Below are 26,027 nucleotides of genomic sequence, written 5' to 3'. Positions count from 1 at the left end.
CATGCGTCCCGAAGATAAAAAGAAGCGCCGCGAGGCCGGCTTTACCCTTGTCGAGCTGATGGTCGTGATCGTGATCATCGGCCTGCTCGCCACCATCGTCGCGCTCAACGTGCTGCCCTCGGGCGACACCGCGCGGATCCAGAAGGCGAAGGCCGACATCGCCCAGATCGAGGGCGGGCTGGAACTCTACAAGCTGCAGAACATGACCTTCCCCAACACCACGCAGGGGCTGAACGCGCTCGTTTCGGCACCCGCCGGGCTGGCCGATCCGTCGCGTTATCAGCGTGGCGGGTATCTCAAGAAGCTGCCGAACGATCCCTGGGGTCGCCCGTATCTCTACGCCTCGCCCGGCGCGCACGGCGAGGCCGACGTCTGGACCTTCGGGGCGGACGGCAAGGAAGGCGGCGAGGGGATCGATGCCGACATCGGCAGCTGGCAATAAGCGCGAAGGCGGCTTTACGCTGGTTGAGCTGATGGTCGTCGTCACGATCATCGGTCTCGCATCCGCGGTCGCCGTGCTCGTCATGCCGGACCCGCGCGGCCGCGTGCTCGACGAGGCGACCCGCTTCGCCCTGCGCACCCGCGCCGCGCACGATTCGGCGATCGTCGAGGCGCGTCCAGTGAGCGTCTGGATCAGTGGCGGAGGTTACGGCTTCGACCGTCGACTCGCTGGCGGCTGGACGCCGATCGCGGAGAAACCGATGCGCGTCGAACGCTGGAACGACGGGACCAGAGCTAGCATCGGCGATACGAGCGGCCGGATGCGCGTGACGTTCGACCCGACCGGCCTCGTCGATCGTCCCGCCGAGATCCGCCTCGATCGCGGTGGTGTTGCGGCGACGGTCCACATCGACGCCGACGGCAGCGTAAGAGCCGATGCAGGCTGAGCGCGGCTTCACCCTTCGTCGACGTTACGCCGAATACGGCTTCACGTTGATAGAAATCATGGTCGCGCTGGCAGTGTTCAGCCTTGCGGCGATGGCGCTCGTGCGTCTGGAAAGCGCGACGATCCGCGGCGCCTCGATCCTCGACGAAACGCTGGTCGCGCAGATGGTCGCGCGCAACGTCGCGATCGATGCGGTCACCAGCGCGCAGCCACCGACGGCAGGTCGCGTCACCGGTACAGAGACCAACGGCGGCCAGCCCTGGACGTGGACCCGACAGGTCAGCGCACTCGGCGGATCGAGCGTTCTGCGGATCGACGTGGCGGTCGCCGACCGGACCGGCACGCAGCTCGGCCGCCTGACGATGGTGCGACCCGCGCCGCGGATGGTGATGTGACGCATCCGAAAACCGAGGCCGGCTTCACGCTTATCGAAGTCATGGTGTCGCTCATGATCTTCGGCATGATCGCCGCCGCGGGCGTCGCGATCCTGTCGTTCAGCGTGAAGGCGCAGAGCGCGACCGGCGCCAAGCTCGACGAAATCAGCGCGCTCACCCGGACGATGTCGATCCTGTCCGCCGACCTCGCCCAGGCATCGAACCGCGCTACCCGCGACGAGGCCGGCACCAGCGTTCCCGCGTTCATCGGCGAGAGCGGATCGGGCGTCACGCCGATGCTCCGCCTCGTCCGCGCCGGCTGGAGCAACATCGACGGTACGGCGCGGTCCAGCATGCAGAAGGTCGCCTACCGCGTCGATGGCGGCGTGTTCCAGCGGATCGCCTATCCGATGGTCGACGGCGCGCAGCCACTGCCGCCTGCCGCGTTGCTCACCAAAGTCCGCCAGGTCGCGCTGCGCTATCGCATCGCGGGCGCCTGGAGCGATCGCTGGGATGGCGCAAGCGGCAGGCCGTTGCCCGACGCGATGGAGCTTACAGTCCAACGCGACGACGGTACGCAGTTCCGCCAGATGTTCCTTGTCGGCACCAGTTACATCCCGGCCCCGTCTGACGGAACGGGTCCCGCCGTCACGCCACCTGCGGGCACACCTCCCGGACAGGAGACGCCCGGTGCGCGCACCTGATCGCGGCATTCCGCGCGGGCAAGAACGGGGTGCGGCGCTGCTCACCGTGCTGATGCTCGTCGCGATCATCGCGGTGATGGCCGGCGCGGCGCTGGAGAAACTTCGGCTGTCGACCCGCCTCGCGAGCAACGCCGCGACCGGCGAGCAGGCACGCGCCTATGCGCTTGCGGCGGAGACGATGGCGCTGACCCGCGTTTCGAACCTGCTTGCCCCAAAGCCTACGCGGGTCACGCTGGCCGGCGGCTGGAGCAACACGCCGTTCGGCCTGCCGGTCCCCGGAGGCTTCGCGACCGCGCGCGTCCGCGACGGTGCGAACTGCTTCAACCTGAACTCTCTCGTCGGCATGACGACCCCGGGCGTGTACGTCGCGCGAGGCGACGTCCGACCGCAGTTCGTCCGCCTGATGCGGCTGCTCGACGTGCCGGTGCAGGTCGCGGAACAGGTCGCGGCGGGCACGACGGACTGGATCGACAGCGATCAGGACCAGTCACCGATGGGGGCCGAGGACGGCGCATATCTCGGCCGCGTGCCGTCGTACCGCACCGCCGGCACGCTGATGAGCGACCCCAGCGAACTGCGCGCGATCGCCGGGATGACGCCCGAGATCTACACGAAGATCCGGCCGTGGATCTGCACGCTGCCCTTCGCCAGGCCCTCGCCGATCAACGTCAACACCCTGCTGCCCGAACAGAGCGTGCTGCTGGCGATGATGTATCCCGATACGCTGTCGGTCGGCGGCGCGCAGCAACTTCTGCTTCGGCGACCGGTGCAGGGCTACGCCACGTTCGACGAATTGCAGAAGGGCGCGTCGTTGCTCGGCGCCGCCAATATCGCGCCCGGCGCGGACGCGCAGGTGCTGTCGAAATGGTTCACGCTCGATATCGACGTGACGCTCGGCACGACACAAATGCAGGAACGTGCGCTGATCGACGCGAACCGGCTTCCCGCGCAGCTCGTATCGCGGCAATGGGGCGAGCCATCATGACGACTTTGCTGTTCCTTCCCGCCGGCGAGACCGGATATCGCTGGATGCGTGTCGCGGATACGCGCGTGGTCGGGGAGGGGGAGGGTATCCCCGATTCGATCGACGGCGAGACGATCGCGGTGGCGCCCGCCGATGCGGTGACGCTGCACTGGGCGGAACTGCCGTCGCGGTCTGCGGCGCAGGCAACGGCAGCCGCGCGTATCCTGGCGAGCGAGGCAAGTGCATCGCCGCTCGCCGAACTCCATGTCGCGGTGGGGGACGAAGGCGCGAGCGACCGACCGATCGGGGTCGTCGGTGCCGCGACGATGCGCGACTGGCTGCTGATGCTGGCGGAGGCTGGGGTCGATCCAGTTGCGCTCATTCCCGCACCCATGCTCCTTCCCCGACCCGAAGAGGGGTACGCGCGGGCGAAACTGGGCGGAAGCGGCGTAGTGCGCGGTACGTCGAGCGGGTTCGCGGACGAGGCGCGGCTGACGGAGTTGGTGACCGGCGGCACCGCGCCCGCGACGATCGACCGCGACACGCTGGAGGCGGCGATCGTCGTCGCCGTCGCGTCGCCCCCGCTGGATCTTCGACAGGGGCCGTTCGCGCGGCGGCGACGGTTCGCGATCGACTGGGGATTGATCCGACGGCTTGCGCTGCTGTCGCTGACGATCCTGGCCGTGACCCTCGCGATCTCGCTCGTCCGCATCGCGAAATACAGCTTCGGCGCGGATGCGTTGGAGGCGGAAGCCAATACGGTCGCCGTCACGGGCCTGCCGCGTGGCGAGACGGTGGTCGACGCCAGCCGTCAGCTCGACGAGCGCCTGTCGCGCGTGCGGGGACCGGGACTGGGCTTCACGAGCACGACCGCGGCAGTCTTCGCGGCGGTGCGTGCGACGCCCGGCACCGAAGTCACCGCGCTCGATTTCCAGGCGAACGGCGACCTGCGCCTGTCGGTGGCGGTCGAGCGCGAAGCCTTGGCGACCGACCTGAAGCGCGCGCTCGAAGCCGCCGGCTTCTCGGTCCGCGCGGGCGTGTTCCAGGCCGCCGCCGGCCGCGTGACGGGCGAACTCACGATCAGCCCGGAGAGCGGACGATGACCGGATTGAAAACCTGGTTCGAGGGACGCTCGCTACGGGAGCGTCGATTGCTGCTCGTGATGGCGGCGCTCGCGGTCCTCACGTTGCTGTGGGCGCTGATCATCCGCCCGGTCGGCGACGGCCTGTCGAGCGCGCGCGAACGTCATGCCGATGCGGTCACCCGGCTCGGCGAGACGCGCGCGCAGGTTGCGACGTTGCGCGATATCCAGCGGACGCGTGCGACGCCCTTGACCGGTACGCTGGCCGACGTCGTGCGCGCCGAGGCGGACCAGGCAGGCTTCGCGCTAGCCTCGCTCGATCAGGACGGGGCGAGCCGGGTACGCGTCGGCATCCAGTCGGCGCGCCCCGCGGCGCTGGTCGCGTGGCTCGCGCGTCTCGAACGGCTCGGTATCCTCGTCGATTCGGTGGCGATGACCGACAAGGGCGACAAGACCGTCGGCGTCGCGCTCACGTTGAAGGCACGCGCGGCATGAGGCGGATTCGTTTGCGTACCGGCCCCGCCGCGCTGTTCGGCGGGATGCTGCTGATCGCGCTGATCGTCTTCCTGCCGATGCGCGCGGTGCTCGGCTGGGTCGGCGTCGGCGACCAGGGGCTGGTCGCGCGGCGCGTGTCGGGGACGATCTGGGGCGCGACGCTGACCGAAGCGCGGTTCGGCGATCTCGCGCTCGGCGATCTGCACGCGCGGCTGTCGCCCCTGCCGCTGCTGGTCGGCCGCGCGACGATCGTCTTCGCCGGTCCCGAATCGGTGTCGGCCAAGCCGTTGCGCGGGTCGGCGAGCGTCAGTCGCCACGGCTTCGGCGTCGACCACATGACCGCCACGGTCGCGACGGGCCGGCTGTTCGCGCCGGTGCCCGTCTCCGCGCTCGACCTCGACGATGTCTCGGTTCGCTTCCGCGACGGCCAGTGCGAAGCCGCCGAGGGCCGCGTCCGCGCAACGCTGGCGGGTGACGTCGGTGGGATCACGCTGCCGCAGTCGGTAAGCGGCACCGCACGGTGCGACGGCACGGCGTTATTGCTACCGCTGGCGAGCCAGTCCGGGACCGAAAGCATCGCGCTCCGGATCGAGGGGGCAGGGACCTACCGCGCCGAGCTGTCGCTGCGTCCATCCGATCCGCTGGCGGTCCAGAAGCTTGAGCAGGCGGGCTTCGTGAGCGGCCCGAACGGGTACAAGCTCGCCATCGAAGGACGTTTTTGACGTCTTTTTGGCAAGTCGGCGGTTGACGCCGCCCGGCGACCCCCGCTAGGGGGCGATGCCTACGCGGCGGTCGTAGTTCAATTGGTTAGAGCGTCGGCTTGTGATGCCGGATGTTGCGGGTTCAAGTCCCGTCGGTCGCCCCATTTTCCCATTATTTTTCCGAGCCTCCCCAACGTGAGCGCTTTGGGCTGGTAAAACCGGCCGGAAAATAATATTTCGCTTCCCGGTAATTTTATTCTCCTCAGGAGCCGGCGATGACAGCGGTTTGGGACCTTCCCGATTTCGACGACCACGAGGGCGTTCATGCCTTCACCGATCCCGAATCGGGCCTGCACGCGGTGATTGCGGTGCACTCGACCAAGCTCGGGCCGGCAGCCGGCGGCGCACGCTTCTGGCATTATGCCGACAATGGCCGCGCGGTGACCGACGCGCTGCGCCTGTCGCGCGGCATGAGCTTCAAGAACGCGATGGCGGGCCTGGAGCTCGGCGGCGGCAAGGGCGTGGTCCTCGCGGCCAAGCCTGGCGACGTCATCACGACCGCCCAGCTCGAGGCGTTCGGCCGCGCGGTCGATTCGCTCGGCGGGCGCTACGTGACGGCCGAGGACGTCGGCATGTCCGAAGACCGCATGAAGGTGATCGCCAGCCAGACGCGCTACGTCTCCGGCCTGCCGGTCGCGAGCGGCGCGGCCGGCGGCGATCCCGGCCCGTACACCGCGCTCGGCATCTATCTCGGCGTGAAGGCGGCGGCGCAGCGTGGCCTCGGTGCGACCGACATGAAGGGCGTGCGCGTCGCGATCCAGGGCGTCGGTTCGGTCGGCGGCGGTCTCGCGCGGCTGCTCGCCAAGGACGGCGCGGTGCTGACGCTGGCGGACGTCGACGAGGGTCGTGCGCAGAAGCTGGCGGCTGAGCTCGGCGCGACCGCGGTGGCGGCCGAGGCGATCCTGACGACCGAGGCGGACATCTTCAGCCCGAACGCGCTGGGCGCGATCCTGACCGAAATGTCGATCGCCGCGCTGAAGGCGAAGGTCGTCGCCGGCGGCGCGAACAACCAGCTGAGCGTTCGCGAGGACGGTGCGCGTCTGCATGCTCGCGGCATCCTGTACGCGCCGGATTACGTCATCAACGCAGGCGGGATCATCAACGTCGGCCTGGAATATTTGGGTCACGGCGACGAGGCCGAGGTTAAGGCGCGGATCGCGCGCATCCCGGAGCGTCTGATCGAGGTCTGGAACGAGAGCGACCGCACCGGACAGCCCGCGTCGGACGTGTCGGACTCGATCGCCAAGCGCCTGATCGGCCGGTAATGGTCCTTCTCCCCTCCGGGGAGAAGGTGGCACAAAGTGCCGGATGAGGGGAGCTGGGGGTAAACGACCCGAGCCTCACGCCCCTCACCCTCCCACCGCAAGTGCGGCGGGCCCCTCCCTCTCCCCTATGGGGAGAGGGCCTCAAGTCCAAGGTGACAGCCTCGTATTGTTGCCATAGTGGTATCCCCAGTGGCCACCCTACACGCCTTCGCAAACCCCGCGCGCTTCCTGAAGATCGCCAAGCCGTTGACGCCGTTGCTCTTCTGGGCCGGCGTCGCGCTGATTGCGATCGGCTGCTGGGCCGGCCTGACGCAGACCCCGCCCGATTACCTCCAGGGCGAGACCGTCCGCATCCTCTACATCCACGTCCCCGCCGCCTGGCTCGGCATGGGCGGGTGGAGCGGGATCGCGATCTCCAGCATCGCGTTTCTCGTCTGGCGCCACCCGCTTGCCAGCGTCGCCGCGCGGGCGATCGCGCTGCCGGGTGCGGTGTTTGCGGCTCTATGCCTCACGACTGGCTCGATCTGGGGACGACCGACCTGGGGAACGTGGTGGCAATGGGACGGCCGGCTGACCTCGATGCTGCTGCTGTTCTTCGTCTATCTCGGCTACATGGCGCTCGCGAAGGCCGATGCGGATCGTGGCGGCGACGGGCGCGTGCCGGCGCTGTACGGGATCGCCGGGTCGGTGCTGCTGCCGATCATCCGCTATTCGGTGGTGTGGTGGAACACGCTGCACCAGGGGCCGAGCATCGGGCTGACCAAGTCCACGATCGATGGCTCGATCCTGTGGCCGCTGCCGATCATGCTGGCCGGCTTCACCTTCGTGTTCGCGGGGATAGTCCTGATGCGGATGCGGACGATGCTGGCCGTTGCGAAAGCCGAAGCCCGCATGCGCCGGATGGCGAGAGTATGAACCCCTGGCCGTTCGTGACTGCTGCGTATGTCGTGACGCTGGGCGGCGGCGCGATCATCGCATTGCTGAGCTACCTCGCGATGCGTAGGGCCGAGAAATGAAGGCCAAGCACCAACGCCTGACGCTGGCACTGTTGGCAGTCGGCGCGGTAGTCGTCGCGGGGCTGCTGGCGCTGTCTGCGCTGAAGGATCAGGCCGCATTCTTCTACGCACCCTCTGACGTGCGTCGTGACGGCCTGCCTCTCGGCCGCGCAGTCCGGCTCGGCGGGACGGTCGAGGGCGGCTCGGTGAAGCGCGCCGCCGACGGCATCACCGTGCATTTCACCGTCACCGACGGCCAGGCAACCACGCCGGTTGTGTTCGCGGGCATCGTCCCCGACCTGTTCCGCGAGAAATCGGGCGTTGTCGCCGAAGGCCAGTTCCAGTCCGACGGCAGCTTCGTCGCGTCGAACCTGCTCGCCAAGCACGACGAGAAATACATGCCGCCGGAGATGGCCGGCAAGATGCACGAGACCAAGACGCTCGAACCGGACGCCAAGCAATGATCGCCGAAGCAGGCCTCGCCGCGCTCTGGTTCGCGGGCGCGCTGGCGGCGTTGCAGCTAGTGATGGCAGCGATCGGCATTGCACGCGGTCGTGAGGACGTCGCGGCGGCCGTACGTCCGGTGGCGATCGTCCAGGGTTTGTTGGCACTGCTAGCGATGGCGCTGCTGATCGAACTCTTCCTCGACTCCGACATGTCCGTGAAGCTGGTCGTCGAGAACAGTCATTCGGCCAAGCCGTGGCTCTACAAGTTCGCTGGCGCCTGGGGGAATCACGAGGGCTCGATGCTGCTCTGGGTGACGATCCTCGGGCTGGCCGGCGGCGCGGTCGCGATCTTCGAACGCTCGCTGCCCGAACGCACGCTCACCGCGACGCTCGGCGCGCAGGCGACGATCGCGCTCGGTTTCTACGCGTTCCTGCTATTCTCCTCGAACCCGTTCGCGCGGCTCAATCCTGCTGCACCCGACGGCCTCGGGCTCAATCCGCTGTTGCAGGACCCCGGCTTGGCGTTCCATCCCCCGACGCTCTACACCGGCTATGTCGGCCTCTCGGTCGCGTTCTCGTTTGCGGTCGGCGCGCTCGTCACGCGCGACGTCGGCCCGGCGTTCGCCAAGGCGATGCGCCCGTGGGTGCTGATCGCATGGATATTCCTGACGCTCGGCATCACCGCGGGATCTTATTGGGCCTATTACGAGCTCGGTTGGGGCGGCTGGTGGTTCTGGGACCCGGTCGAGAACGCCTCGCTGATGCCGTGGCTCGCGGCGACCGCTTTGCTCCATTCGGTGACCGTGCTCGCGACCCGCGATGGCTTGCGCGCGTGGACGATCATGCTGGCGGTCGTCGCATTCTCGATGTCGATGATCGGCACGTTTTTGGTGCGCTCGGGCATCCTGACGAGCGTGCACGCGTTCGCGGTCGACCCGGAGCGCGGGGCGTTCATCCTGGCGTTGCTCGCAATCTACATCGGCGGAGCGCTCGCGCTGTTCGCCGCGCGGATCGGCACCGTCCGCGCGGGCACGACCTTCGATCCGGTCAGCCGCGAGGGCGGGCTGGTCGCGAACAATTTGCTGTTGTCGGTGATCCTCGGCATCGTCCTGATCGGCACGCTGTACCCGATCGTCGCGGCGAGCTTCGGCGTGCAGCTGTCGGTCGGTCCGCCGTTCTTCAACAAGGCGGCGGGGCCGATCGCGCTGCTGCTGGTCGCGGTGATGGCAGTCGGGCCACTGCTGCGCTGGCGGCGTGACGATGCGAGGGCGGTGCTGCGCCGTGTGATGCTGCCGATCGGCGCGACGTTGCTCGCGGCGATCGCGCTGCTGTTTGTCTGGCCGGGCGTGCTCCCCTGGGCCGGGCTGTCGCTCGCCGCAGGGCTCGCCGTCGCCAGCGTCGCGCCTCTGTGGAAGCGCAATCTGAGACGCACGCCGCTGTTCACCTACGGCATGGTCATCGCGCATCTCGGCATTGCGGTCAGTCTCGCCGGGATGGCATCAGACAGCGCCTTTACCAAGGAAACGCTGGTCGCGGTGCGCGCGGGCGAGCCGGCGCGGGTCGGGCCGTACACCGTGACGCTCGACGGCATTTCGCCGGTGATCGGCGAGAACTGGTCGGCACTGGAAGCGCGGCTCACCGCGACACGCGGTGGCAGCGAGAGCATCCTCCGCCCGCAACTCCGCTTCTTCGCCAACCCACCGACGAGCACCAACGAGTCCGCCATCCTTACCGTGCTCGATGGCCAGCTCTACACTGTGCTCGGCCAGCCGGACGGGCAGGGGCGCTGGCAGCTTCGCCTCTGGTGGAAGCCGTTCGTGACGTTGATCTGGTTCGGTGGCGTGCTGATCGCGCTCGGCGGCATGCTGTCGCTGCTCGGCCGGGTGCGGCGCGAGCGACGCGCTACGATACGGGCTGAATGGGCATGAAGCGGTTCGCACTCTGGGCGCCGCTGGCGATCTTCGCGCTGCTGTTCGCGGTGGTGGCGAGCGGGCTGTTCCGGCCCGCCGAGAAGGTGGTGCGGTCGGCGATGGTCGGCAAACCGCTCCCCGGCTTCGCGCTGCCGGCGATGGTCCCCGGCAAGCCGGGCCTCACCAGCGCGTCGTTCCGGCAGGGCAAGCCGCGGTTGCTCAACGTGTTCGCAAGCTGGTGCATCCCGTGCATCGCCGAGGCTCCGCAACTGATGCGCCTGAAGGCGATGGGCGTGCCGATCGACGCGATCGCGATCCGCGATACCGCGCCGGCGATCAGCGGGTTCCTGCGGCGCAACGGCGATCCGTACGAGCGGATCGGCAGCGATCGGGCCAGCCAGGTGCAATTGGCGCTGGGCTCGTCTGGCGTGCCGGAGACGTTCGTGATCGACGGCCGCGGGATCGTCGTGAAGCAGATCATCGGCGATATCCGGCCGGAGAATGTGCCCGAGATCGTTCAAGCCGTGAAGGACGCGCGGTGAGGGTGCGCAACCAAGTTCCCCTCCCGCTTGCGGGAGGGGTTAGGGGAGGGGCTTCTCATGCCTCCCCAACCGCTCGCGCGCGTCATGCCCTCCCCCGTCCCCTCCCGCGAGCGGGAGGGGAGGTCATTGCGGCGCTGTTGCTCTATATCTCGCCGGCCGCCGCCCAGCCGGTCACGCCGCCAGCGCATTACGCCAACGTGCAACTCGCTGACCCTGCGAAGGAAGCCTCCGCCCGAGCGCTCATGGAAACGCTGCGCTGCCTCGTCTGCCAGGGCCAGTCGATCGCCGACAGCGATGCTGACATGGCGGCCGACATGCGCGCGCTCGTCCGCGAGCGGATCGAGCGTGGCGAAAAGCCTGCCTCGATCCGCGATTGGCTGATCGCGCGCTACGGCGACTACGTGACCTATGACCCGCCCTTATCCGCTCTGACGTGGCCGTTGTGGCTGGCGCCGATCCTGCTGCTTGGCATCGGCGGCTGGATCGCGCGGTCGAGCTTTCGGCGGAGGACACGCTGATGGGTTACGTCTGGCTGGCCGCGATCGGAGCCGGTGCGTTTGCGCTGCTCGTGGTGCTGAAGGTGAACCGCGTCCTGTGGACGATGGCGGCGGCGGCGTTGATGCTCGGTGCGGCGGGGTATGCGTGGCAGGGCCAGCCGGGGCTTGCCGGCCATGAAGTGTCCACCGAGCTTGCAGCGGCGCCGGACAACACCGCGATGCTCGAACTGCGCGACCAGATGCTCGAGCGGTATACGGGCGCGGCGGCGTACCTGGTTGCGGCGGACGCGATGACGCGGATCGGCGACCGTCGCGCGGCGGTGCAGGTGTTGCTCGGAGGGCTCAGGATCGCCCCGAAGAGCGTGGTAATGTGGACCGGGCTCGCCAACGCGCTGGCGGCGCACGATGCCAACCAGGTTTCGCCGCCCGCGTTGTTCGCCTTTCAGCAGGCAATGCGTTTGGCGCCAAAGCATCCCGCTCCGCCGTTCTTTCTGGGGCTGGCGTATGTGCGTGCGGGAGAGTTCGCGACGGCCCGGCCCTATTGGGCGAAGGCGCTGGCGTTGACGCCGGCCAACATCACATATCGGGGCGAAATCGCTACTCGGCTGGAATTGCTGGATCGGTTTCTAGCTATGCAGGATACGCCGAACGCGAGCCAAAAATAATCCCGCCACCCTGGGTCAAACCCAGGATGACGGGATGAAGGGGCTTACTGCCCGCGGCCAGTCTTCGACTGCAGTTCGTCAATCTTCTTCGACGCATCCGCCTTGGTCAGCGTCTCGTCGAATTCCTCATGCGCTTCCTCGGACAGCGTCTTGAGGTAGCTCGCCTGCGCACCGGTCATCTTCTCGTCGCCGGTGGTCCAGTCGTCCGGGTCCTTCTCGGCGTTCGAGAATGGTTCGGACTTGGGGTTCGGGGTGTCGGACATTGGGAATTCCTTTCCCCTGTCCAACACCCGTGTTCCGTATCCGTTCCCGAGTCAGCCAGCCCATGCTTCGTAAGGTAAACCTAGATCATCGGCGACCGCCTTGTACGCGATCTTGCCCTTGTAGACGTTCAGCCCGTTGGCGAGGTGCGGGTCGGCCTTCATCGCGGCCTCGGCCCCCAGATTTGCCAACTTGAGCGCGAACGGCAGCGTCGCATTGTTGAGCGCGAATGCCGAGGTGCGCGCCACGGCGCCCGGCATGTTGGCGACGCAGTAATGGATCACGCCGTCGACCTCGAACACCGGATCCTCGTGCGTCGTCGCGTGCGACGTCTCGAAGCACCCGCCCTGGTCGATCGCGATATCGACCAGCACCGAGCCGCGCTTCATCGTCTTCAGCATCTCGCGCGTGACGAGCTTTGGTGCAGCGGCCCCCGGCACCAGCACCGCGCCGATCACCAGATGCGCGTTCTTCACTGCCGCCGCGATCGCTGCTTTCGACGCATACGCGGTCTTGATCTGGCTCGAGAAAAACATGTCGAGTTCGGCAAGGCGATCGTTCGAGATGTCGTAGATCGTCACGTCGGCGCGCATGCCGACCGCCATCTGCGCCGCGTTGACGCCCGAGACGCCGCCACCAAGGATCGCGACCTTGGCCGGCGCAACACCGGGCACGCCGCCGAGCAGGACGCCACGTCCGCCCTGCTCCTTCTCGAGATAATGCGCGCCGACCTGCACCGACATGCGGCCCGCAACTTCCGACATCGGCTTCAGCAGCGGCAGCCCGCGACGGTTGTCGGTGACGGTCTCGTACGCGATGCAGGTTGCGCCGGACTTCATCAGCCCCTCGGCCTGCGGCTTGTCGGCGGCGAGATGGAGGTAGGTGAACAGCAGGTGGCGCGGCTCGAGCATCGCGATCTCGCTCGGCTGCGGCTCCTTGACCTTCACGATCATGTCGGCGCCGGCGAAAACCGCGGCGGCGGTCGGCAGGATCGTCGCGCCTGCGTCGACATAGTCCTGGTCTTCGAAATCGATGCCCGAGCCGGCCTGTGTCTCGACGACGACCTCGTGACCGGCGGCGACCAGTTCGGCGACCGACGGCGGGGTCAGGCCGACGCGATATTCGTGGTTCTTGATTTCCTTGGGGACACCGACGCGCATTGATTCCACTCCATTATCGTTTGCGCCATACTAGCGCGACTTGGACGGGAAGGGTTCGCAAACTGGTCCCGGTGCGATACCGCATCTGCAAGATGATTGCATCCGTCGTCACGGAAACGGGATAATCTTGAGCATCACGATAGAACGCAGGATTCTGGACCTGCTCGCCGCCAATTCCGACCTGACCAGCGCCGAGCTTGGCGACGCGGTTGGCCTGTCGGCAAGCGCCGCGCATCGCCGGGTCGCGCAACTTCGGGAAAGCGGCGCGATCGTCGGTTATCGCGCGGTGCTGTCGCAGGCCGCGCGGGGCGATCCGAGCATCGTGCTCGTCAACGTCACGCTCCGGGATCAGCGCAAGGAGACGATGGCCGCGTTCGAGGCGGTGATCGTCGAGTGTCCGCAGGTCGTGCAATGCTTCCTGATGAGCGGGGAGGCGGACTACATGCTCCACGTCGAGATCCGCCACGGCGAGACGTTCGAGCGCATCCACCGGGAAACGCTGTCGCAATTGCCGGGGGTGACGCGGCTGGCGTCGCATTTCGTCATTCGCGAGGTGATCAGGCGGTAGCGTTTTCCTGCGCACGCAGGAACCCAGGGTCAAGAACACCAGCGCCTGTTAACCCTGGGCTTCTGCGTTCGCAGGAGAACCGGAGCGTTCTCACCTTACACGCCGGTCCGATCAGCCTCGGTTAATCCACGCTAACCGCCCCGCCGTTGCCGCCTTCCGGCCCGCATGCTAAATGCGCGAGCTTGGGGCACAGGGTGAAATCGGAAATTCGATGAGTATTGCTGCACTTCCGGGCCGATTCACCGTCCAGTGAGCGTCGACCAGACCGCCGCGGCCTCGACCGTGCCACCCGCCAATCTCGATCTCGAGACGGGGCATCACAACTCTGACGGCATGCTGAAGCTCGCCTTCGGTGCGATCGGCATCGTCTTCGGCGATATCGGCACCAGCCCGCTCTACGCCTTCCGCGAGACCTTCGCCGGCCACCACAAGCTCGCGCTCGACGCCGCGCACATCATGGGCGTCATCAGCCTGATGTTCTGGTCGATGATGATCGTCGTGACGGTCAAATACGTCATCATCATCATGCGCGCCGACAACAAGGGCGAGGGCGGCAGCCTCGCGCTGCTCGCACTCGTCTCGGGCAAGACCAAGACCAAGCGCTGGAGCAAGGGCATCATCCTGCTCGGCGTGTTCGCGACGGCTTTGTTCTACGGTGACAGCATGATCACGCCCGCCGTCTCGGTGCTGTCCGCAGTCGAAGGCCTCGCCGTCGCCGCGCCCGCTTTCGGCGGCCTCGTGCTGCCGATCGTGATCGTCATCCTGATCGGGCTGTTCTGGGTGCAGAAGAGCGGCACCGCGCGTATCGGCCTCGTCTTTGGACCGATCATGCTGGTGTATTTCAGCGTCATCGCGGTGCTCGGCATCCTCAGCATCGTCCAGACCCCCGACGTGCTCTGGGCGTTGTCGCCGCACTACGCGGTCGAGTTCTTCATCATCGATCCGGAGCGGGCATTCCTGGCACTTGGCTCGGTCGTCCTTGCGGTCACCGGTGCCGAGGCGCTGTACGCGGACATGGGGCATTTCGGCCGCAAGCCGATCGGACTGTCGTGGCTGTTCTTCGTACTCCCGGCACTGATCCTCAATTACATGGGGCAGGGCGCGCTGCTGTTTCGCGATGGTCGCGAGGCACTCGTCAGCCCGTTCTACAATCTCGCCCCCGAGAGCCTGCAGCTCCCGCTCGTCATCCTAGCGACGATGGCCGCTGTGATCGCGTCGCAGGCGGTGATTTCCGGCGCGTTCTCGGTGACGCAGCAGGCGATCCAGCTCGGCTTCATCCCGCGCCTGCGGATCGAGCACACCAGCGCCTCGACCGCCGGCCAGATCTACATCCCGCTCGTCAATGGCGCGCTGATGGTGATGGTGATCCTGCTCGTGCTGTTCTTCCGCACCTCGTCGAACCTGACGAGCGCGTACGGAATCGCGGTGACCGGCGCGATGTTCATCGACACGTGCCTGCTCGGCGTGGTGCTGTTCCGCCTCTGGAACTGGCCGAAGATCGCGGCGATCCCGCTGCTGGCGATCTTCTTCACCGTCGACGGCGCCTATTTCGCAGCCAACCTGACCAAGGTACCCGCGGGCGGCTGGTTCCCGCTGCTGGTCGGGTTCATCATCTTCACTTTCCTGACGACCTGGTCGAAGGGGCGGCAGCTGATGATCGACCGGATGCACGAGGCGGCGATGCCGATAAAGGTGTTCATCGGCTCGGCAGCGAGTTCGGCATCGCGCGTGCCGGGCACAGCGGTGTTCATGACCTCGACAGCGGACGGCGTGCCGCATGCGCTGCTCCACAACCTCAAGCACAACAAGGTGCTGCACGAGCGCGTCATCCTGCTTACCGTGAAGATCGTCGGGCAGCCTTACTGGCCCGCCAACGACCGTGCGGTGCGCGAGGAGCTTGGCGACGGCTTCCACCGCCTCGTGCTGCGCTACGGTTTCATGGAGGACGCCGACGTGCCCGCAGCGCTGCGCCAGGTCCATAATTGCGGCGCCGACTTCAAGATGATGGACACCAGCTTCTTCCTGTCGCGCCAGACGCTGCTCGCGTCGGACAAGCCCGGCATGATGATCTGGCGCGAAAAGCTGTTCGCTTGGATGCTCCGCAATGCCGAAAGCGCAATGGAGTTCTTCCGCCTGCCGACGAATCGCGTCGTCGAGCTCGGCAGCCAGGTCGAGATTTGATGATCAGCGATACGGGACCAGCCCCGATCATCGTCACGGCCCTGTTCGGCCGCCAGGATACCGCGTTCTTCGATGCCATGCGCCGCGAGCATTTTCCGCCCGAGCGCAACCAGCTCGACGCGCACCTGACGCTGTTCCACCACCTGCCGCCCTCGGGCCTCGACGAGCTCAAGCACCGCCTCAACCAGGAAACGCGCGGCATCCGTGCCCCACAGGCGCGTGTGGGCGGCCTGATGTCGCTAGGGCGGGGTGTCGCCTACCGGATCGAGTCCCCCGAGCTCGTCGGCATCCGTGCGCGGCTTGCGGACGCGTTCACCGGCATGCTGACCCCGCAGGACGCCGGCGGCTGGCGTCCGCACGTCACCATCCAGAACAAGGTCAGCCCGCAAGTCGCCAAGCTCCTGCTCGGCAATCTGCAGCGCGATTTCGCGCCCAAGGACGTGGAAATCGCCGGTCTTGGCGCGTGGTGGTATCGTGGCGGACCATGGGAAGCGATTTCCCGGCACATGTTCGCTTGACCGCCTCGAAACCGCTTCCTATAGGCCGCGCCTCGCAGGGAAGAACGCTTCCCTGACGGACGGTACGGCGAAGTAGCTCAGTTGGTTAGAGCACGGGAATCATAATCCTGGGGTCGGGGGTTCAAGTCCCTCCTTCGCTACCATTTCAGACCTGGCGCACGGCGCCCGTGGTCCAGCTCCCGCGACATACGCAAGCGATCACCAAGTGCGGGAAACTCGTCTTCGCAATCGCAAAATGCCGTTCTATTGCCTTGGGTTAATGGTCGGGCGTCGCGCTGCGTATTCGGTGTTCGCGTCGGTCCGGCCTTACGGGAGAGACGAGCATGCGTGACAAACGCCCTGATGGGATCGCCGATTATACGGGTCCGGCCGGTGGCTGGGGCGCGCTGAAGGCGGTTGCCGTCTCGCTCAAGGCGCAGCAGATCGTCGTGCGCGGCGGTCAGACGCTGCTCAAGTCGAACCAGCCCGACGGCTTCGATTGCCCGAGCTGCGCATGGCCTGATCCAAAACATACCTCCTCGTTCGAATTCTGCGAGAACGGCGCAAAGGCCGTCGCATGGGAATCCACCGCCAAGACGATCGGCGCCGACTTCTTCGCCGCGCATAGCGTGTCCGACATCTGGAAGCAGAGCGATCACTGGATCGAGGACCAGGGCCGCGTCACCGAACCGCTCCGCTACAACGCCGCCACCGATCACTATGAGGTTGTGAGCTGGGCGGATGCCATGCGCGAGATCGGTGCAGGTCTCGCCGCCGTCCCCGATCCCAACCAAGCCGAGTTCTACACCTCGGGCCGCTGCTCGAACGAGGCGGCGTTCCTGTTCCAGCTGTTCGTGCGGCTGTACGGCACCAACAACTTCCCCGACTGCTCGAACATGTGTCACGAGGCGACCTCGGTCGGCCTGCCCAAGTCGATCGGTATCGGCAAGGGCACCGTCAGCCTAGAGGACTTCGACCACGCCGACCTGATCCTGTCGATCGGCCACAACCCCGGCACCAACCACCCGCGGATGATGGCGACGCTGCGCGAAGTGTCGAAGCGCGGCGGCAAGATCATCGTCTTCAACCCGCTCAAGGAACGCTCGCTCGAACGGTTCGAATCGCCGCAGTCGGTGGTCGAGATGGCGACGATGTCGGCGACCCCGATCGCGAGCAGCTATTACCAGGTGAAGGTCGGCGGCGACGCAGCCGCGTTGAAGGGCATCGCCAAGGCGCTGGTCGCACTCGACGAGGCGGCCAAGTTGTCGGGTGGCGAGCGCGCGCTCGATCACGCTTTCATCGCCGAGCATACCGCCGGGCTCGACGACTATATCGCCGATCTCGCCAACACCGAATGGGCGGATATCGAGCGCTCCAGCGGGCTTTCGCGGAAGGACCTCGAAGAGGTCGCGCTGGCCTATTCGAAGTCGAAGTCGACGATCTGCTGCTACGGCATGGGCGTCACGCAGCATCGCACCGGCACGACCAACGTCCAGCAGATCGCGAACCTGCTTCTCCTGCGCGGCAACATGGGCCGGCCAGGCGCGGGCATCTGCCCCTTGCGGGGCCACAGCAACGTACAGGGCGACCGTACCGTAGGGATCACCGAGCGGCCGATGCCAGTGCTGCTCGACGCGATGCGCGACGTGTTCGGGTTCGAGCCGCCACGCGATCACGGTCATTCGGTGGTCGAGAGCATCGCGTCGATGCGCGACGGCCATGCCAAGGCGATCGTCTGCCTCGGTGGCAACCTCGCCATCGCCTCGTCCGATCCGCAGGCGTGTGCGGAAGGCTTCCGCAACCTGGATCTCGCGGTCCACATCACCACCAAGCTCAACCGTACACAGTTGCTGATGGCGAAGTCGACCTACGTCCTGCCGTGTCTCGGCCGGACCGAACTCGACATGCAGGCGACCGGGCAGCAATCGGTCACGGTCGAGGATTCGATGTCGATGGTCCACGCCTCGCGCGGCTTCCTGATGCCACCGGGCGAAAACGTGAAGTCGGAGATCTGGATCGTCGGCGAGATCGCCAAGGCGACCTTCGCTGCCAAGGGCCGTGCGCCGATCGAGATCGACTGGGACGCCTATGTCGGCGACTACAGCCTGATCCGCGACAAGATCGAGGCGGTGTTCCCCGCCTTCGCCGACTACAACGCGCGGATTCGCAAGCCAGGCGGCTTCCACCTGCCGAACTCGGCGGCGATGCGCGAGTGGAAGACGGACAGCGGCAAGGCCAACTTCATCGTCGCCAAGGGTGTCGAGGAGGACGAGAGCGCGGGCGACCCGACCGTGCTGCGGCTCACCACGCTGCGCGCGCACGACCAGTACAACACCACCGTCTACAGCCTCGACGATCGCTATCGTGGTGTGTTCGGACGCCGCGACATCCTGTTCATGAACGAGCGCGACATGGCACGGCTCGGGCATAAGGAAGGCGACGTCGTCGACATCGCCACCGCGCTGCAGTTCGCCCGCCCCGATCGTGTCGTGCAGAAGCTGATGCTGGTCCGCTACGCGCTGCCCGATGGCTGCGTCGCCTCCTACTATCCCGAGACGCAGCCGTTGATCGCGCTCGAGGATCACGATCCGCAGAGCTTCACCCCGTCCTACAAATCCATCCCGGTGACCGTCCGTCCCGCCGCTGCCGACATGGGTTCGGATCGCGGCGTGGTGCGCGCGGGGATCGTCGGGCACGAGAGTAAAGTACACGCATGAGCACCGGCTATTCGTCGACGATCGACACCTACGCGACCCTAGCGGCGACCAAGGCGGAGGCGTTGCGGCGTTCTCCCGCGGGGTTCTTCGCGGGCGCGATCCTCGCGGGCACGTATATCGGCATCGCGATGATCCTCGCGCTCAGCACGGGCTCGGGGCTCGAACCGGGCGTTCGGCCGCTGGTGATGGGTGCGACCTTCGGGCTCGGACTGATCCTGACCGTGTTCGCAGGCGCCGAGCTGTTCACGGGCTATGTGATGTATCTGGGCTTCGGCTTGGCAAAGCGGACGATCACGGTCGCAGAAGCCGTGAAGCTGACCATCGTTGTATGGGTCGGTAACCTGATCGGTGGATTAGTCCTGTCGGCAGTGTTCGCGGCTGGCGGCGGCGGCGCGGTGTTCGCCAACGCGGACACGATGTTCCACGCCTATGTCCAGCATAAGGTCGAGGCGAGCGCGGTCGCGCTGTTGGCGCGTGCGATCCTGTGCAACTGGCTCGTGTGCCTCGCGATATGGACCGCGGCCCGGATGACGGGCGACGCGGCGAAGTGCATCGCGATGGCGTGGATACTGCTCGCCTTCGTCGCGGCCGGGTTCGAGCACTCGGTCGCCAACATGACGGCCCTGACGCTTGGTCTGATGGTGCCCAACCCGTCGATCGATATCGCCGGCATGGTCCGCAATCTTGCGATCGTCAGCGTCGGCAACATCATCGGCGGGCTGGTTTTCGTCGTCGGCGGCTACCTCGCCGCGGCAAAGACCGACGCGGTTCTCGTCGCGAAATAAGCGATCCTTCGCCTGGCTGCACCATCCGCAGCTAGGCGAAGACGTTCCACGGATCGTTGACCACCAGGATCGCGTCGCTGCGGGCGAGCGCCAGCAGCGTCAGGCCGTGCTCGCGAGCATGATCGATCGCAAGGCTGGTCGGGGCGGAGATCCCGACCAGCATCGGCGCACCGGCGATCAGCGCCTTGTCGACCATCTCGAAACTGATCCGCGACGTGACGAGGATGAAGCCGCCGATAGGTTGCCCCGTGATCGCGATGCCGCCGACGAGCTTGTCCAGCGCATTGTGACGGCCGACGTCCTCATACGCCGCAACGATCCCACCCTCGCGATCACAAGCGGCAGCGGCGTGGATCGCTCCCGTAGCCGCGTTGAGAGGCTGGTGAGCGCGTAACCTACCCACCGCGGCGAACAGCGCGTCGACAGGCGTGTCGGGCTTGGGCGGCGTCCTCGGGACCGGTTTGCGGAGCTGTTCGAGCCCGGAGATCCCGCACAGCCCACAACTCGTGTCGCTAGTCCGGTGGCGGACGCGGTCGTGGATGCGGCCCTTGCAGCGATCGGACAGCCCGACGCGAACGATCCAGCCCGCCTCCGCCTCGAAGATATCGATGTCGCGAACGTCGTGGGCACTGTCGGCCAAGCGCTCGGTCAGCAGGAAGCCGGTCGTAAATTCGGCCAGATCGGCGGGCGTCATCATCATCACCGCATAGCCGAGCCCGTCGATCTCGATCGCAACAGGGACTTCGACCGCGATGGCGCGCTCGCCCGCGGCAAGCGAGTCAGGCCGCAGGATCTTGATCGCTTCGTTGCGCGACGTACTCATAAGATATCGAGGTCCTGCGGCGTGTTGACGTTCGGGATAGGCGCACCCGCCGGGATCGGGATAGCCCCGATCGCCTCAGCCCAACCCCGCACCGAGCGCCGCGGCACGGTCTCGATATGGGTCAGCAAATTGCCGAGCAAACCCGTCTCCCAATGCCCGAGCACCGGAGCGTCGGGGCAATAGGCGGAGGCACGTCGGGAGAGTGCCGTAAGCAACCCGTCCGGCAACCACGGCATGTCGCATGCAATCGTCAGCACCGACGTGAAGCCCCGCGAGGCTGCATACCCAAGCGCGCCGGCGATGCCCCCCAATGGCCCGATATCCGCCCTTGGCAGGTCAGGGATCGCCCCATCGCGACCCGCAACCATCGCGGTCTCGACATGAGGCAACAGCAGTGCCCGCGCGTGCTCAGCCAACGCAAGCCCATCCAACACCGCCAACGCCTTGTCGGACCCGAAGCGAGACGACCGTCCGCCCGCGAGTACGACGCCGAGAATGCGCTGCTCGGTCAGCGCGTCTTCTCGATCCGCACCGGCACCGATTTCGCTGCCGGAACATGGCTTTCGCGGGCATGGTGAGCAACCGGTATGAGCAAATTGCACTCGGGGTAATACGCACCGAGGCAGCCCTCGGGGATCGCATATTCGACCACGCGCAGCTTGTTCAGGCGGCGATCCGAATTGTCGCCGGCATCGCCAACCAGATCGACGTCGTCGCCATCGGTGATCCCCATCCGGATCATGTCGCTGCGGTTCATGAACACGATGTCGCGCGTACCCTTCACGCCGCGGAAACGGTCGTGATAGCCGTACACGGTCGTGTTGAACTGGTCGTTCGACCGCAGCGTCATCAGGCGGAAACGGCCTTCCGCCTCCTCGAACCCGGTCACGTTCAGCGCCTGCGGAACGTTGATCTCCGCCTTGCCGCTCTTCGTCTTCCACTCGCGGTGTGCCGCGGGCACGCCCTTCCAGAAGCCGCCGGGCGTGAACATCTGGTCGTTGAAGTTCTTGAACAGGTCCGGATACGTCACTTCGATCGCATCGCGGACGCGCGCATAATCGCGCACCCACGCGTCCCAATCGAGCTTCGGATTGGGCGCCAGCGTCGCCTTGGCGATCCCCGCGACGATCGCGGGCTCGGACAGCAACGTCTCGGCAGCCGGCGTCGCCTTGCCCTTCGATCCGTAGATCTGGCTGAACGAATCCTCGATCGACACGCTCTGCGGCCCGGTGCCCTGCATGTCGGTCTCGATCCGACCCAAGCAGGGGAGCAGATACGACGTCTCGCCGGGCAACAGGTGCGAACGGTTGAGCTTGGTCGCGATATGCACCGTCAGGTCGAGCGCCCGCCATTTCGGCTCCATCCGCGCATGATCCGGGATCGCCCGCACGAAATTGCCGCCAAGCCCGACAAACGCCTGCGCGCTGCCGTCGAGCACAGCTTCACACGCCTCGACCGTATCCCAACCCTTCTCGCGCGGCGGCTCGAAGCCATATTGCTCGGCAAGCTTGTCGAGCGGCGCGAGTTCGGGCTTCTCCGTGATGCCCACGGTGCGCTGGCCCTGCACGTTCGAATGACCACGGACCGGCCCCATGCCCGCACCGGGTTTGCCGATGTTGCCACGGAGCAGCATCAGGTTGACGACCATGTGGACGTTGTCGATCCCACCGACATGCTGCGTCAGCCCCATGCCGTACACCGCGATGACCGCCTTCGACTTGGCATAGACCTTTGCCGCCGCCTCGATCTCGGTGCGGGGCAGGCCGCTCTCATGTTCGATCGTTGCCCATTCGGTCGCGCGCGCGACATCGGCGAACGCCTCGAATCCGATCGTGTGCTCGGCGAGAAACGCGTGGTCGAGAACGGGCAGGCCGTTGATCCGCTTGGCGTTGTCGTCGGCCTCGATCAGGTATTTGCACATCCCCATGATCGCGCCGACATCGCCGCCGGTCTTGAGCTGATGATATTGCGAGGCGATCGGCGTCGACTTGCCCGTCACCATCTCGATCGGGTTCTGCGGGTCCTGGAATTTCTCCAGACCGCGCTCCTTGAGGGGATTAAACACGACAATCTCGACGCCGCGCTTCGCGCAATCGCGCAGCGGATGCAGGAACCGCGGGCTGTTCACGCCGGGGTTCTGCCCGAAATAGAAGATCGCGTCGCACTTCTCATAGTCCGACAAGTGGATCGTGCCGACCGCCGAACCGATCGCCGACTTCAGCCCGACCGAGGTCGTTTCGTGGCACATGTTCGAACTGTCGGGCAGGTTCTGGCTGCCATACATTCGCGCGAGCAGGCTATACATGTACGACGTCTCGAGGCTGGCGCGGCCCGAGGCGTAGAAGATAACCTTGGTCGGGTCATACGTCTTCAGCTTGGCGCCGATACCGGTGAACGCCTCGTCCCAGCTGCATGCCGCGTACTTGTCGGTCGCGGCATCATACTTCAGCGGGTGAGTCAGGCGACCGGCCTGTTCGAGATCGTAATCCTTCCAGCCGATCAGCTCGCTGACCGTATGCTGCTCGAAGAACGCAGGCGTGACCCGGAACGAGGTCAGCTCCCATGCCGTCGCCTTCGCGCCATTCTCGCAGAACTCCGCGACGTGCGGATGCGCGGGCTTGCCCCACGCGCAACTCACGCACGCGAAGCCATCCGGCTTGTTCTGCCGGGCAAGTTCGCGGATCACTTCCGGCCCGACCTTCTCGCGCGCGGAAATCTCTACGAGCGACTTCATCGAGCCCCAGCCGCCTGCTGGTGCCGTGTAGTCTTCGATCTCTACGGTTCGGTCGTCGCTCATGCTCATCTCCGCTTTTGAGCTCTAACGAAGCGGCAAAGCTTTCGATGCAGGCGGCACAGATTTACCGGCGGTTCAAATCCGGCCGCGCATCCCCTAGATGCAGTCTCGAATCTCCAAGGAACTCCGATGACGACGCACACGACCCGCATGCTTATCCTCGGCTCGGGCCCAGCCGGGCTCTCCGCCGCGATCTATGGCGCGCGTGCCGGGATGGCGCCGATCGTCGTGCAGGGCATCCAGCCCGGCGGCCAGCTGACCACCACCACCGACGTCGAGAATTACCCCGGCTTCAAGGACGTGATCCAGGGCCCGTGGCTGATGGAGCAGATGCAGGCACAGGCCGAGCATGTCGGTACCCGGATGATGTGGGATACTATCGTCCAGGTCGACCTGACCAGCCGCCCCTTCCGCCTGATCGGCGACAGCGGCGACGTGTACGAGGGCGACACGCTGGTCATCGCGACCGGTGCGCAGGCGAAGTGGCTTGGCATCGACAGCGAGGAGCCGATGAAGGGCAAGGGCGTCAGCGCCTGCGCGACCTGCGACGGGTTCTTCTACCGCGGCAAGAAGGTGGCGGTGATCGGTGGCGGCAACACCGCGGTCGAGGAGGCGCTGTACCTCACCAATCATTCGCCCGACGTGACTCTGATCCACCGCCGCGATTCGCTGCGGTCGGAGAAGATCCTCCAGGAACGCCTGTTCGCACACAAGGGCGTGACGGTGCTCTGGAACAAGGAGGTCCGCGAGTTCGTCGACGGCGGCGGCAATGCGGGTCTTGTCGCGCTGGAGCTCGAGGACACGGTGACCGGCGAGCGCTCGCGGCTCGCGGTCGATGGCGGGTTCGTGGCGATCGGGCACCATCCGGCGACGGAGCTGTTCCGCGGTCATATCGATCTCGATTCGGACGGGTATATCTCGGTCGAGACTGGTTCGACCCGGACCAGCGTCGAGGGCGTGTTCGCGTGCGGCGACGTCGCGGACAAGGTGTACCGGCAGGCCGTGACGGCGGCCGGGACGGGCTGCATGGCGGCACTGGATGCCGAGCGGTTCCTCGCGGCGGCCGAGTTTGCGGAGCTGGCCGAAGCCGCGGAATAACGCCCGCGTCCTTCGTCATCGTCATCGTCATCCTGACGAAAGTCAGGATCCAGGTTTCCAAACGATAGCGGTTATGGCTCTGGTCCTGCGTTCATCAGGACCAGAGCAGCTACTCTTGCGCCATCCCGTCGACGATCGCGGCGTGGAGCGCGGCGGCGTTCTCCGCCCCGGCAAAGCTATGGGACGCCGTATCGAACAGCTTCACCTTCGCGCCACCGCGATACCGTGCCGCAAAGGCCATCGCGGTCGCGTCGCCCGTCGCAAGGACGATGGCGGCGTCGTTGTGCCAGCCGTCAAGTGCGGTCAAGACGTTGGCCGCTAGTGAAGCACGCTCTTCAGTCTTGGCGGTCACAACTCTTTTTAAGCCTCTGAGAAGCTTGGCAATGCTGACCCGTCCCGTCAGCGCGCGTCCCCAGGTTGCGGGGTCGCGTAGCGCGCTGTGATAGCGGGCTCGTATCGCGGCGGCGGGCGGGAGGTCGTCGATCGGTTCGACGACCCAGGGGTTGGCGACGATGATCCGGTCGATTCCCGCCGATCGTCCGAACAGCGCGAGCGTGCTGGCCGCGTCGCAATTGCCGAAGCCGACCAACCGGCTGACCCCCGGTGCCGCGCGCCGGAACGCGGCGGCGGCTGCGATCAGGTCAGGCTTGGTGCTGAGGAAGCCGCTATTGTCGCCGGTCGAATCGCCGACGCCGCGGCGGTCGTAACGGAACACGGGTATGCCAGCGGCCGCCAGCCGATGCGCCAGCATCGCCATGCCGCGATGTGCGCCGCTGCGGATCTCATTGCCGCCGGACACGATGAGCAGTCCTGTAGACCCGTCTGCCTCGTCCAGCGTTGCGGCGAGGCTTTCGCCTTCGCAAGGGAACACGATCAGCGTTCGCACGATGCGATCCAGTGCGAGATGTCGCGGGCAATTATCTGAACTAGCGGGATATCATTGTCCGGCTCTGACCGACGCCAAAGGGGCGATGCCGCATATTTCACGTCGGCCTCGCGCGGGTCGGATTCGAGCCTGACACCTCGTAGGTGGCCCGCCCCAGCATGAGGTGTGGCGTCGCGAAGGTCGGCCAGCATTTCGTGGGACAGCGTGTTGCCAGCATAGTCAGTTTCGCTGGCTTGAGCGGAGCGGGAGGCCACTCGCGCGCGGTCTAGTTCACGCAACAGGTCTTCGCCGGTTTGCGCGGATAGCTGCCATCGTCCGGCGAGGGCGGCGTCGGTATCGAAGAGCGCGCCGCTTCTTATCGAAATGCCGTAGGTGTTCCGGCCAAGGTACTGAGCAAGATCGGTATAGGCTGTCCGCTGGTCGCGGAGTCGCGCTTCGCCGGTGGCGACGATGCTTTCACCGGTCCCAGGGAGATCGGGGAGCACACTGCCGATCCCAAGAGCCGCAAGTGCGCGTAAAATCGTGACGAGGAACTGGCGGGTCCGGTTCGCTTCTTCGAACAGCGGGAGGGCGGCGATGACGATCGGGCCGGCGTCGGAGCCGAACCGCAGCATCGCTTCGCGGCCGCCACTCCAGTCATAGGTATCGAAGCGCAGGGCGGTCATCCCGGGT

Annotated in this window: 28 protein-coding genes and 2 tRNA genes; 23 read left to right on the top strand and 7 right to left on the bottom strand. The window is 66.3% G+C overall.

Features of this window, described 5'->3' with window-relative positions; translation table 11 throughout:
• The first annotated feature begins 1 nt into the window (after position 1).
• The 16 genes from gspG (at position 2) to IFT67_RS03025 (ending at position 11,585) form a co-directional block, all read left to right on the top strand.
• Complete coding sequence (gene gspG, locus IFT67_RS03100) at positions 2–442, top strand: type II secretion system major pseudopilin GspG (protein ID WP_082444053.1); 441 nt, start codon at positions 2–4, stop codon at positions 440–442.
• Positions 417–887, top strand: coding sequence for a GspH/FimT family pseudopilin (locus IFT67_RS03095; protein ID WP_192144994.1), 471 nt, complete (start codon positions 417–419; stop codon positions 885–887). Before gspG ends, IFT67_RS03095 begins: the two co-directional genes overlap by 26 nt.
• Positions 877–1,281, top strand: coding sequence for a type II secretion system minor pseudopilin GspI (gene gspI / locus IFT67_RS03090; RefSeq protein ID WP_192144993.1), 405 nt, complete (start codon positions 877–879; stop codon positions 1,279–1,281). Before IFT67_RS03095 ends, gspI begins: the two co-directional genes overlap by 11 nt.
• A complete protein-coding gene (gspJ, locus tag IFT67_RS03085; RefSeq protein WP_342450541.1) occupies positions 1,278–1,964 on the top strand; it encodes a type II secretion system minor pseudopilin GspJ in 687 nt (228 codons plus the stop codon). The genes gspI and gspJ overlap by 4 nt, the downstream gene beginning before the upstream one ends.
• The gene (gene gspK / locus IFT67_RS03080; protein ID WP_192146639.1) at positions 1,951–2,949 is read left to right on the top strand and encodes a type II secretion system minor pseudopilin GspK; all 999 of its coding nucleotides are present in this window, start codon (positions 1,951–1,953) and stop codon (positions 2,947–2,949) included. The genes gspJ and gspK overlap by 14 nt, the downstream gene beginning before the upstream one ends.
• Positions 2,946–4,031 carry a type II secretion system protein GspL gene (gene gspL, locus IFT67_RS03075; RefSeq protein WP_192144992.1) on the top strand — a complete coding sequence of 362 codons (1,086 nt, stop codon included), beginning with the start codon at positions 2,946–2,948 and terminating at the stop codon, positions 4,029–4,031. The genes gspK and gspL overlap by 4 nt, the downstream gene beginning before the upstream one ends.
• The gene (gspM, locus tag IFT67_RS03070) at positions 4,028–4,504 is read left to right on the top strand and encodes a type II secretion system protein GspM (protein WP_131585589.1); all 477 of its coding nucleotides are present in this window, start codon (positions 4,028–4,030) and stop codon (positions 4,502–4,504) included. The genes gspL and gspM overlap by 4 nt, the downstream gene beginning before the upstream one ends.
• Positions 4,501–5,226, top strand: a complete 726-nt coding sequence (gspN, locus tag IFT67_RS03065; RefSeq protein ID WP_192144991.1) for a type II secretion system protein N — start codon at positions 4,501–4,503, stop codon at positions 5,224–5,226. Before gspM ends, gspN begins: the two co-directional genes overlap by 4 nt.
• Before the next feature lie 66 nt (positions 5,227–5,292).
• Positions 5,293–5,369, top strand: a tRNA-His gene (locus IFT67_RS03060).
• Between the two features lie 111 nt (positions 5,370–5,480).
• Positions 5,481–6,530 (top strand): Leu/Phe/Val dehydrogenase, encoded by a 1,050-nt coding sequence (locus tag IFT67_RS03055; RefSeq protein WP_121903357.1) that lies wholly within the window; start codon positions 5,481–5,483, stop codon positions 6,528–6,530.
• A gap of 189 nt (positions 6,531–6,719) precedes the next feature.
• Positions 6,720–7,445 (top strand): heme ABC transporter permease CcmC, encoded by a 726-nt coding sequence (gene ccmC, locus IFT67_RS03050; protein WP_192144990.1) that lies wholly within the window; start codon positions 6,720–6,722, stop codon positions 7,443–7,445.
• Between the two features lie 97 nt (positions 7,446–7,542).
• Positions 7,543–7,989 (top strand): cytochrome c maturation protein CcmE, encoded by a 447-nt coding sequence (gene ccmE / locus IFT67_RS03045; RefSeq protein ID WP_192144989.1) that lies wholly within the window; start codon positions 7,543–7,545, stop codon positions 7,987–7,989.
• Positions 7,986–9,899: a heme lyase CcmF/NrfE family subunit gene (locus tag IFT67_RS03040; RefSeq protein WP_192144988.1), complete on the top strand. Its 1,914-nt coding sequence runs from the start codon at positions 7,986–7,988 to the stop codon at positions 9,897–9,899. Before ccmE ends, IFT67_RS03040 begins: the two co-directional genes overlap by 4 nt.
• Positions 9,896–10,423, top strand: coding sequence for a DsbE family thiol:disulfide interchange protein (locus IFT67_RS03035; RefSeq protein WP_192144987.1), 528 nt, complete (start codon positions 9,896–9,898; stop codon positions 10,421–10,423). Before IFT67_RS03040 ends, IFT67_RS03035 begins: the two co-directional genes overlap by 4 nt.
• Before the next feature lie 137 nt (positions 10,424–10,560).
• Complete coding sequence (locus IFT67_RS03030) at positions 10,561–10,941, top strand: cytochrome c-type biogenesis protein (RefSeq protein ID WP_446740789.1); 381 nt, start codon at positions 10,561–10,563, stop codon at positions 10,939–10,941.
• The gene (locus tag IFT67_RS03025; RefSeq protein WP_342450540.1) at positions 10,857–11,585 is read left to right on the top strand and encodes a tetratricopeptide repeat protein; all 729 of its coding nucleotides are present in this window, start codon (positions 10,857–10,859) and stop codon (positions 11,583–11,585) included. Before IFT67_RS03030 ends, IFT67_RS03025 begins: the two co-directional genes overlap by 85 nt.
• A 44-nt stretch (positions 11,586–11,629) precedes the next feature.
• On the opposite strand, the gene IFT67_RS03020 is transcribed toward IFT67_RS03025, so the two are convergent.
• On the bottom strand, positions 11,630–11,848 hold the full coding sequence (locus tag IFT67_RS03020; protein WP_056058060.1) for a DUF3072 domain-containing protein: 219 nt from the start codon (positions 11,846–11,848) through the stop codon (positions 11,630–11,632).
• 51 nt (positions 11,849–11,899) lie between these two features.
• Positions 11,900–13,006 (bottom strand): alanine dehydrogenase, encoded by a 1,107-nt coding sequence (gene ald, locus IFT67_RS03015; RefSeq protein WP_056048250.1) that lies wholly within the window; start codon positions 13,004–13,006, stop codon positions 11,900–11,902.
• Positions 13,007–13,133: 127 nt separating this feature from the next.
• Between ald and IFT67_RS03010 the strand changes: the two genes are divergently transcribed.
• From IFT67_RS03010 to IFT67_RS02985, 6 genes are all read left to right on the top strand, one after another.
• Positions 13,134–13,574: an Lrp/AsnC family transcriptional regulator gene (locus IFT67_RS03010; RefSeq protein WP_121903351.1), complete on the top strand. Its 441-nt coding sequence runs from the start codon at positions 13,134–13,136 to the stop codon at positions 13,572–13,574.
• A gap of 282 nt (positions 13,575–13,856) precedes the next feature.
• Entirely contained in the window at positions 13,857–15,755 is a 1,899-nt protein-coding gene (locus IFT67_RS03005) for a potassium transporter Kup (RefSeq protein WP_446740803.1), read from the top strand.
• The gene (locus IFT67_RS03000; RefSeq protein WP_192144985.1) at positions 15,755–16,273 is read left to right on the top strand and encodes a 2'-5' RNA ligase family protein; all 519 of its coding nucleotides are present in this window, start codon (positions 15,755–15,757) and stop codon (positions 16,271–16,273) included. Before IFT67_RS03005 ends, IFT67_RS03000 begins: the two co-directional genes overlap by 1 nt.
• Positions 16,274–16,339: 66 nt before the next feature.
• A tRNA-Met gene (locus IFT67_RS02995) sits at positions 16,340–16,416 on the top strand.
• Positions 16,417–16,596: 180 nt separating this feature from the next.
• Positions 16,597–18,969 carry an FdhF/YdeP family oxidoreductase gene (locus tag IFT67_RS02990; RefSeq protein ID WP_192144984.1) on the top strand — a complete coding sequence of 791 codons (2,373 nt, stop codon included), beginning with the start codon at positions 16,597–16,599 and terminating at the stop codon, positions 18,967–18,969.
• Positions 18,966–19,754, top strand: a complete 789-nt coding sequence (locus IFT67_RS02985; protein ID WP_192144983.1) for a formate/nitrite transporter family protein — start codon at positions 18,966–18,968, stop codon at positions 19,752–19,754. The genes IFT67_RS02990 and IFT67_RS02985 overlap by 4 nt, the downstream gene beginning before the upstream one ends.
• Before the next feature lie 31 nt (positions 19,755–19,785).
• Here the strand turns inward: IFT67_RS02985 and fdhD are convergent, their stop codons facing one another.
• The 3 genes from fdhD to IFT67_RS02970 are packed head-to-tail and all read right to left on the bottom strand — an operon-like array spanning position 19,786 to position 23,374.
• A complete protein-coding gene (gene fdhD / locus IFT67_RS02980; RefSeq protein WP_192144982.1) occupies positions 19,786–20,577 on the bottom strand; it encodes a formate dehydrogenase accessory sulfurtransferase FdhD in 792 nt (263 codons plus the stop codon).
• Entirely contained in the window at positions 20,574–21,074 is a 501-nt protein-coding gene (gene mobA, locus IFT67_RS02975) for a molybdenum cofactor guanylyltransferase (protein ID WP_192146404.1), read from the bottom strand. The genes fdhD and mobA overlap by 4 nt, the downstream gene beginning before the upstream one ends.
• 11 nt (positions 21,075–21,085) lie before the next feature.
• Positions 21,086–23,374 carry an FdhF/YdeP family oxidoreductase gene (locus tag IFT67_RS02970; RefSeq protein WP_192144981.1) on the bottom strand — a complete coding sequence of 763 codons (2,289 nt, stop codon included), beginning with the start codon at positions 23,372–23,374 and terminating at the stop codon, positions 21,086–21,088.
• Between the two features lie 126 nt (positions 23,375–23,500).
• Between IFT67_RS02970 and trxB the strand changes: the two genes are divergently transcribed.
• Positions 23,501–24,469, top strand: a complete 969-nt coding sequence (trxB, locus tag IFT67_RS02965) for a thioredoxin-disulfide reductase (protein WP_056048273.1) — start codon at positions 23,501–23,503, stop codon at positions 24,467–24,469.
• A gap of 109 nt (positions 24,470–24,578) precedes the next feature.
• On the opposite strand, the gene IFT67_RS02960 is transcribed toward trxB, so the two are convergent.
• Both IFT67_RS02960 and IFT67_RS02955 read right to left on the bottom strand, forming a co-directional pair.
• Positions 24,579–25,355: a hydrolase 1, exosortase A system-associated gene (locus IFT67_RS02960; protein WP_192144980.1), complete on the bottom strand. Its 777-nt coding sequence runs from the start codon at positions 25,353–25,355 to the stop codon at positions 24,579–24,581.
• Entirely contained in the window at positions 25,343–26,020 is a 678-nt protein-coding gene (locus IFT67_RS02955; protein ID WP_192144979.1) for an alpha/beta hydrolase family protein, read from the bottom strand. The genes IFT67_RS02960 and IFT67_RS02955 overlap by 13 nt, the downstream gene beginning before the upstream one ends.
• Positions 26,021–26,027: the final 7 nt, after the last annotated feature.

This window comes from Sphingomonas sp. CFBP 13728 (assembly GCF_014841895.1).
Classification (GTDB): Bacteria; Pseudomonadota; Alphaproteobacteria; order Sphingomonadales; family Sphingomonadaceae; genus Sphingomonas.
This window is presented reverse-complemented; position numbering and strand designations above follow the sequence as displayed.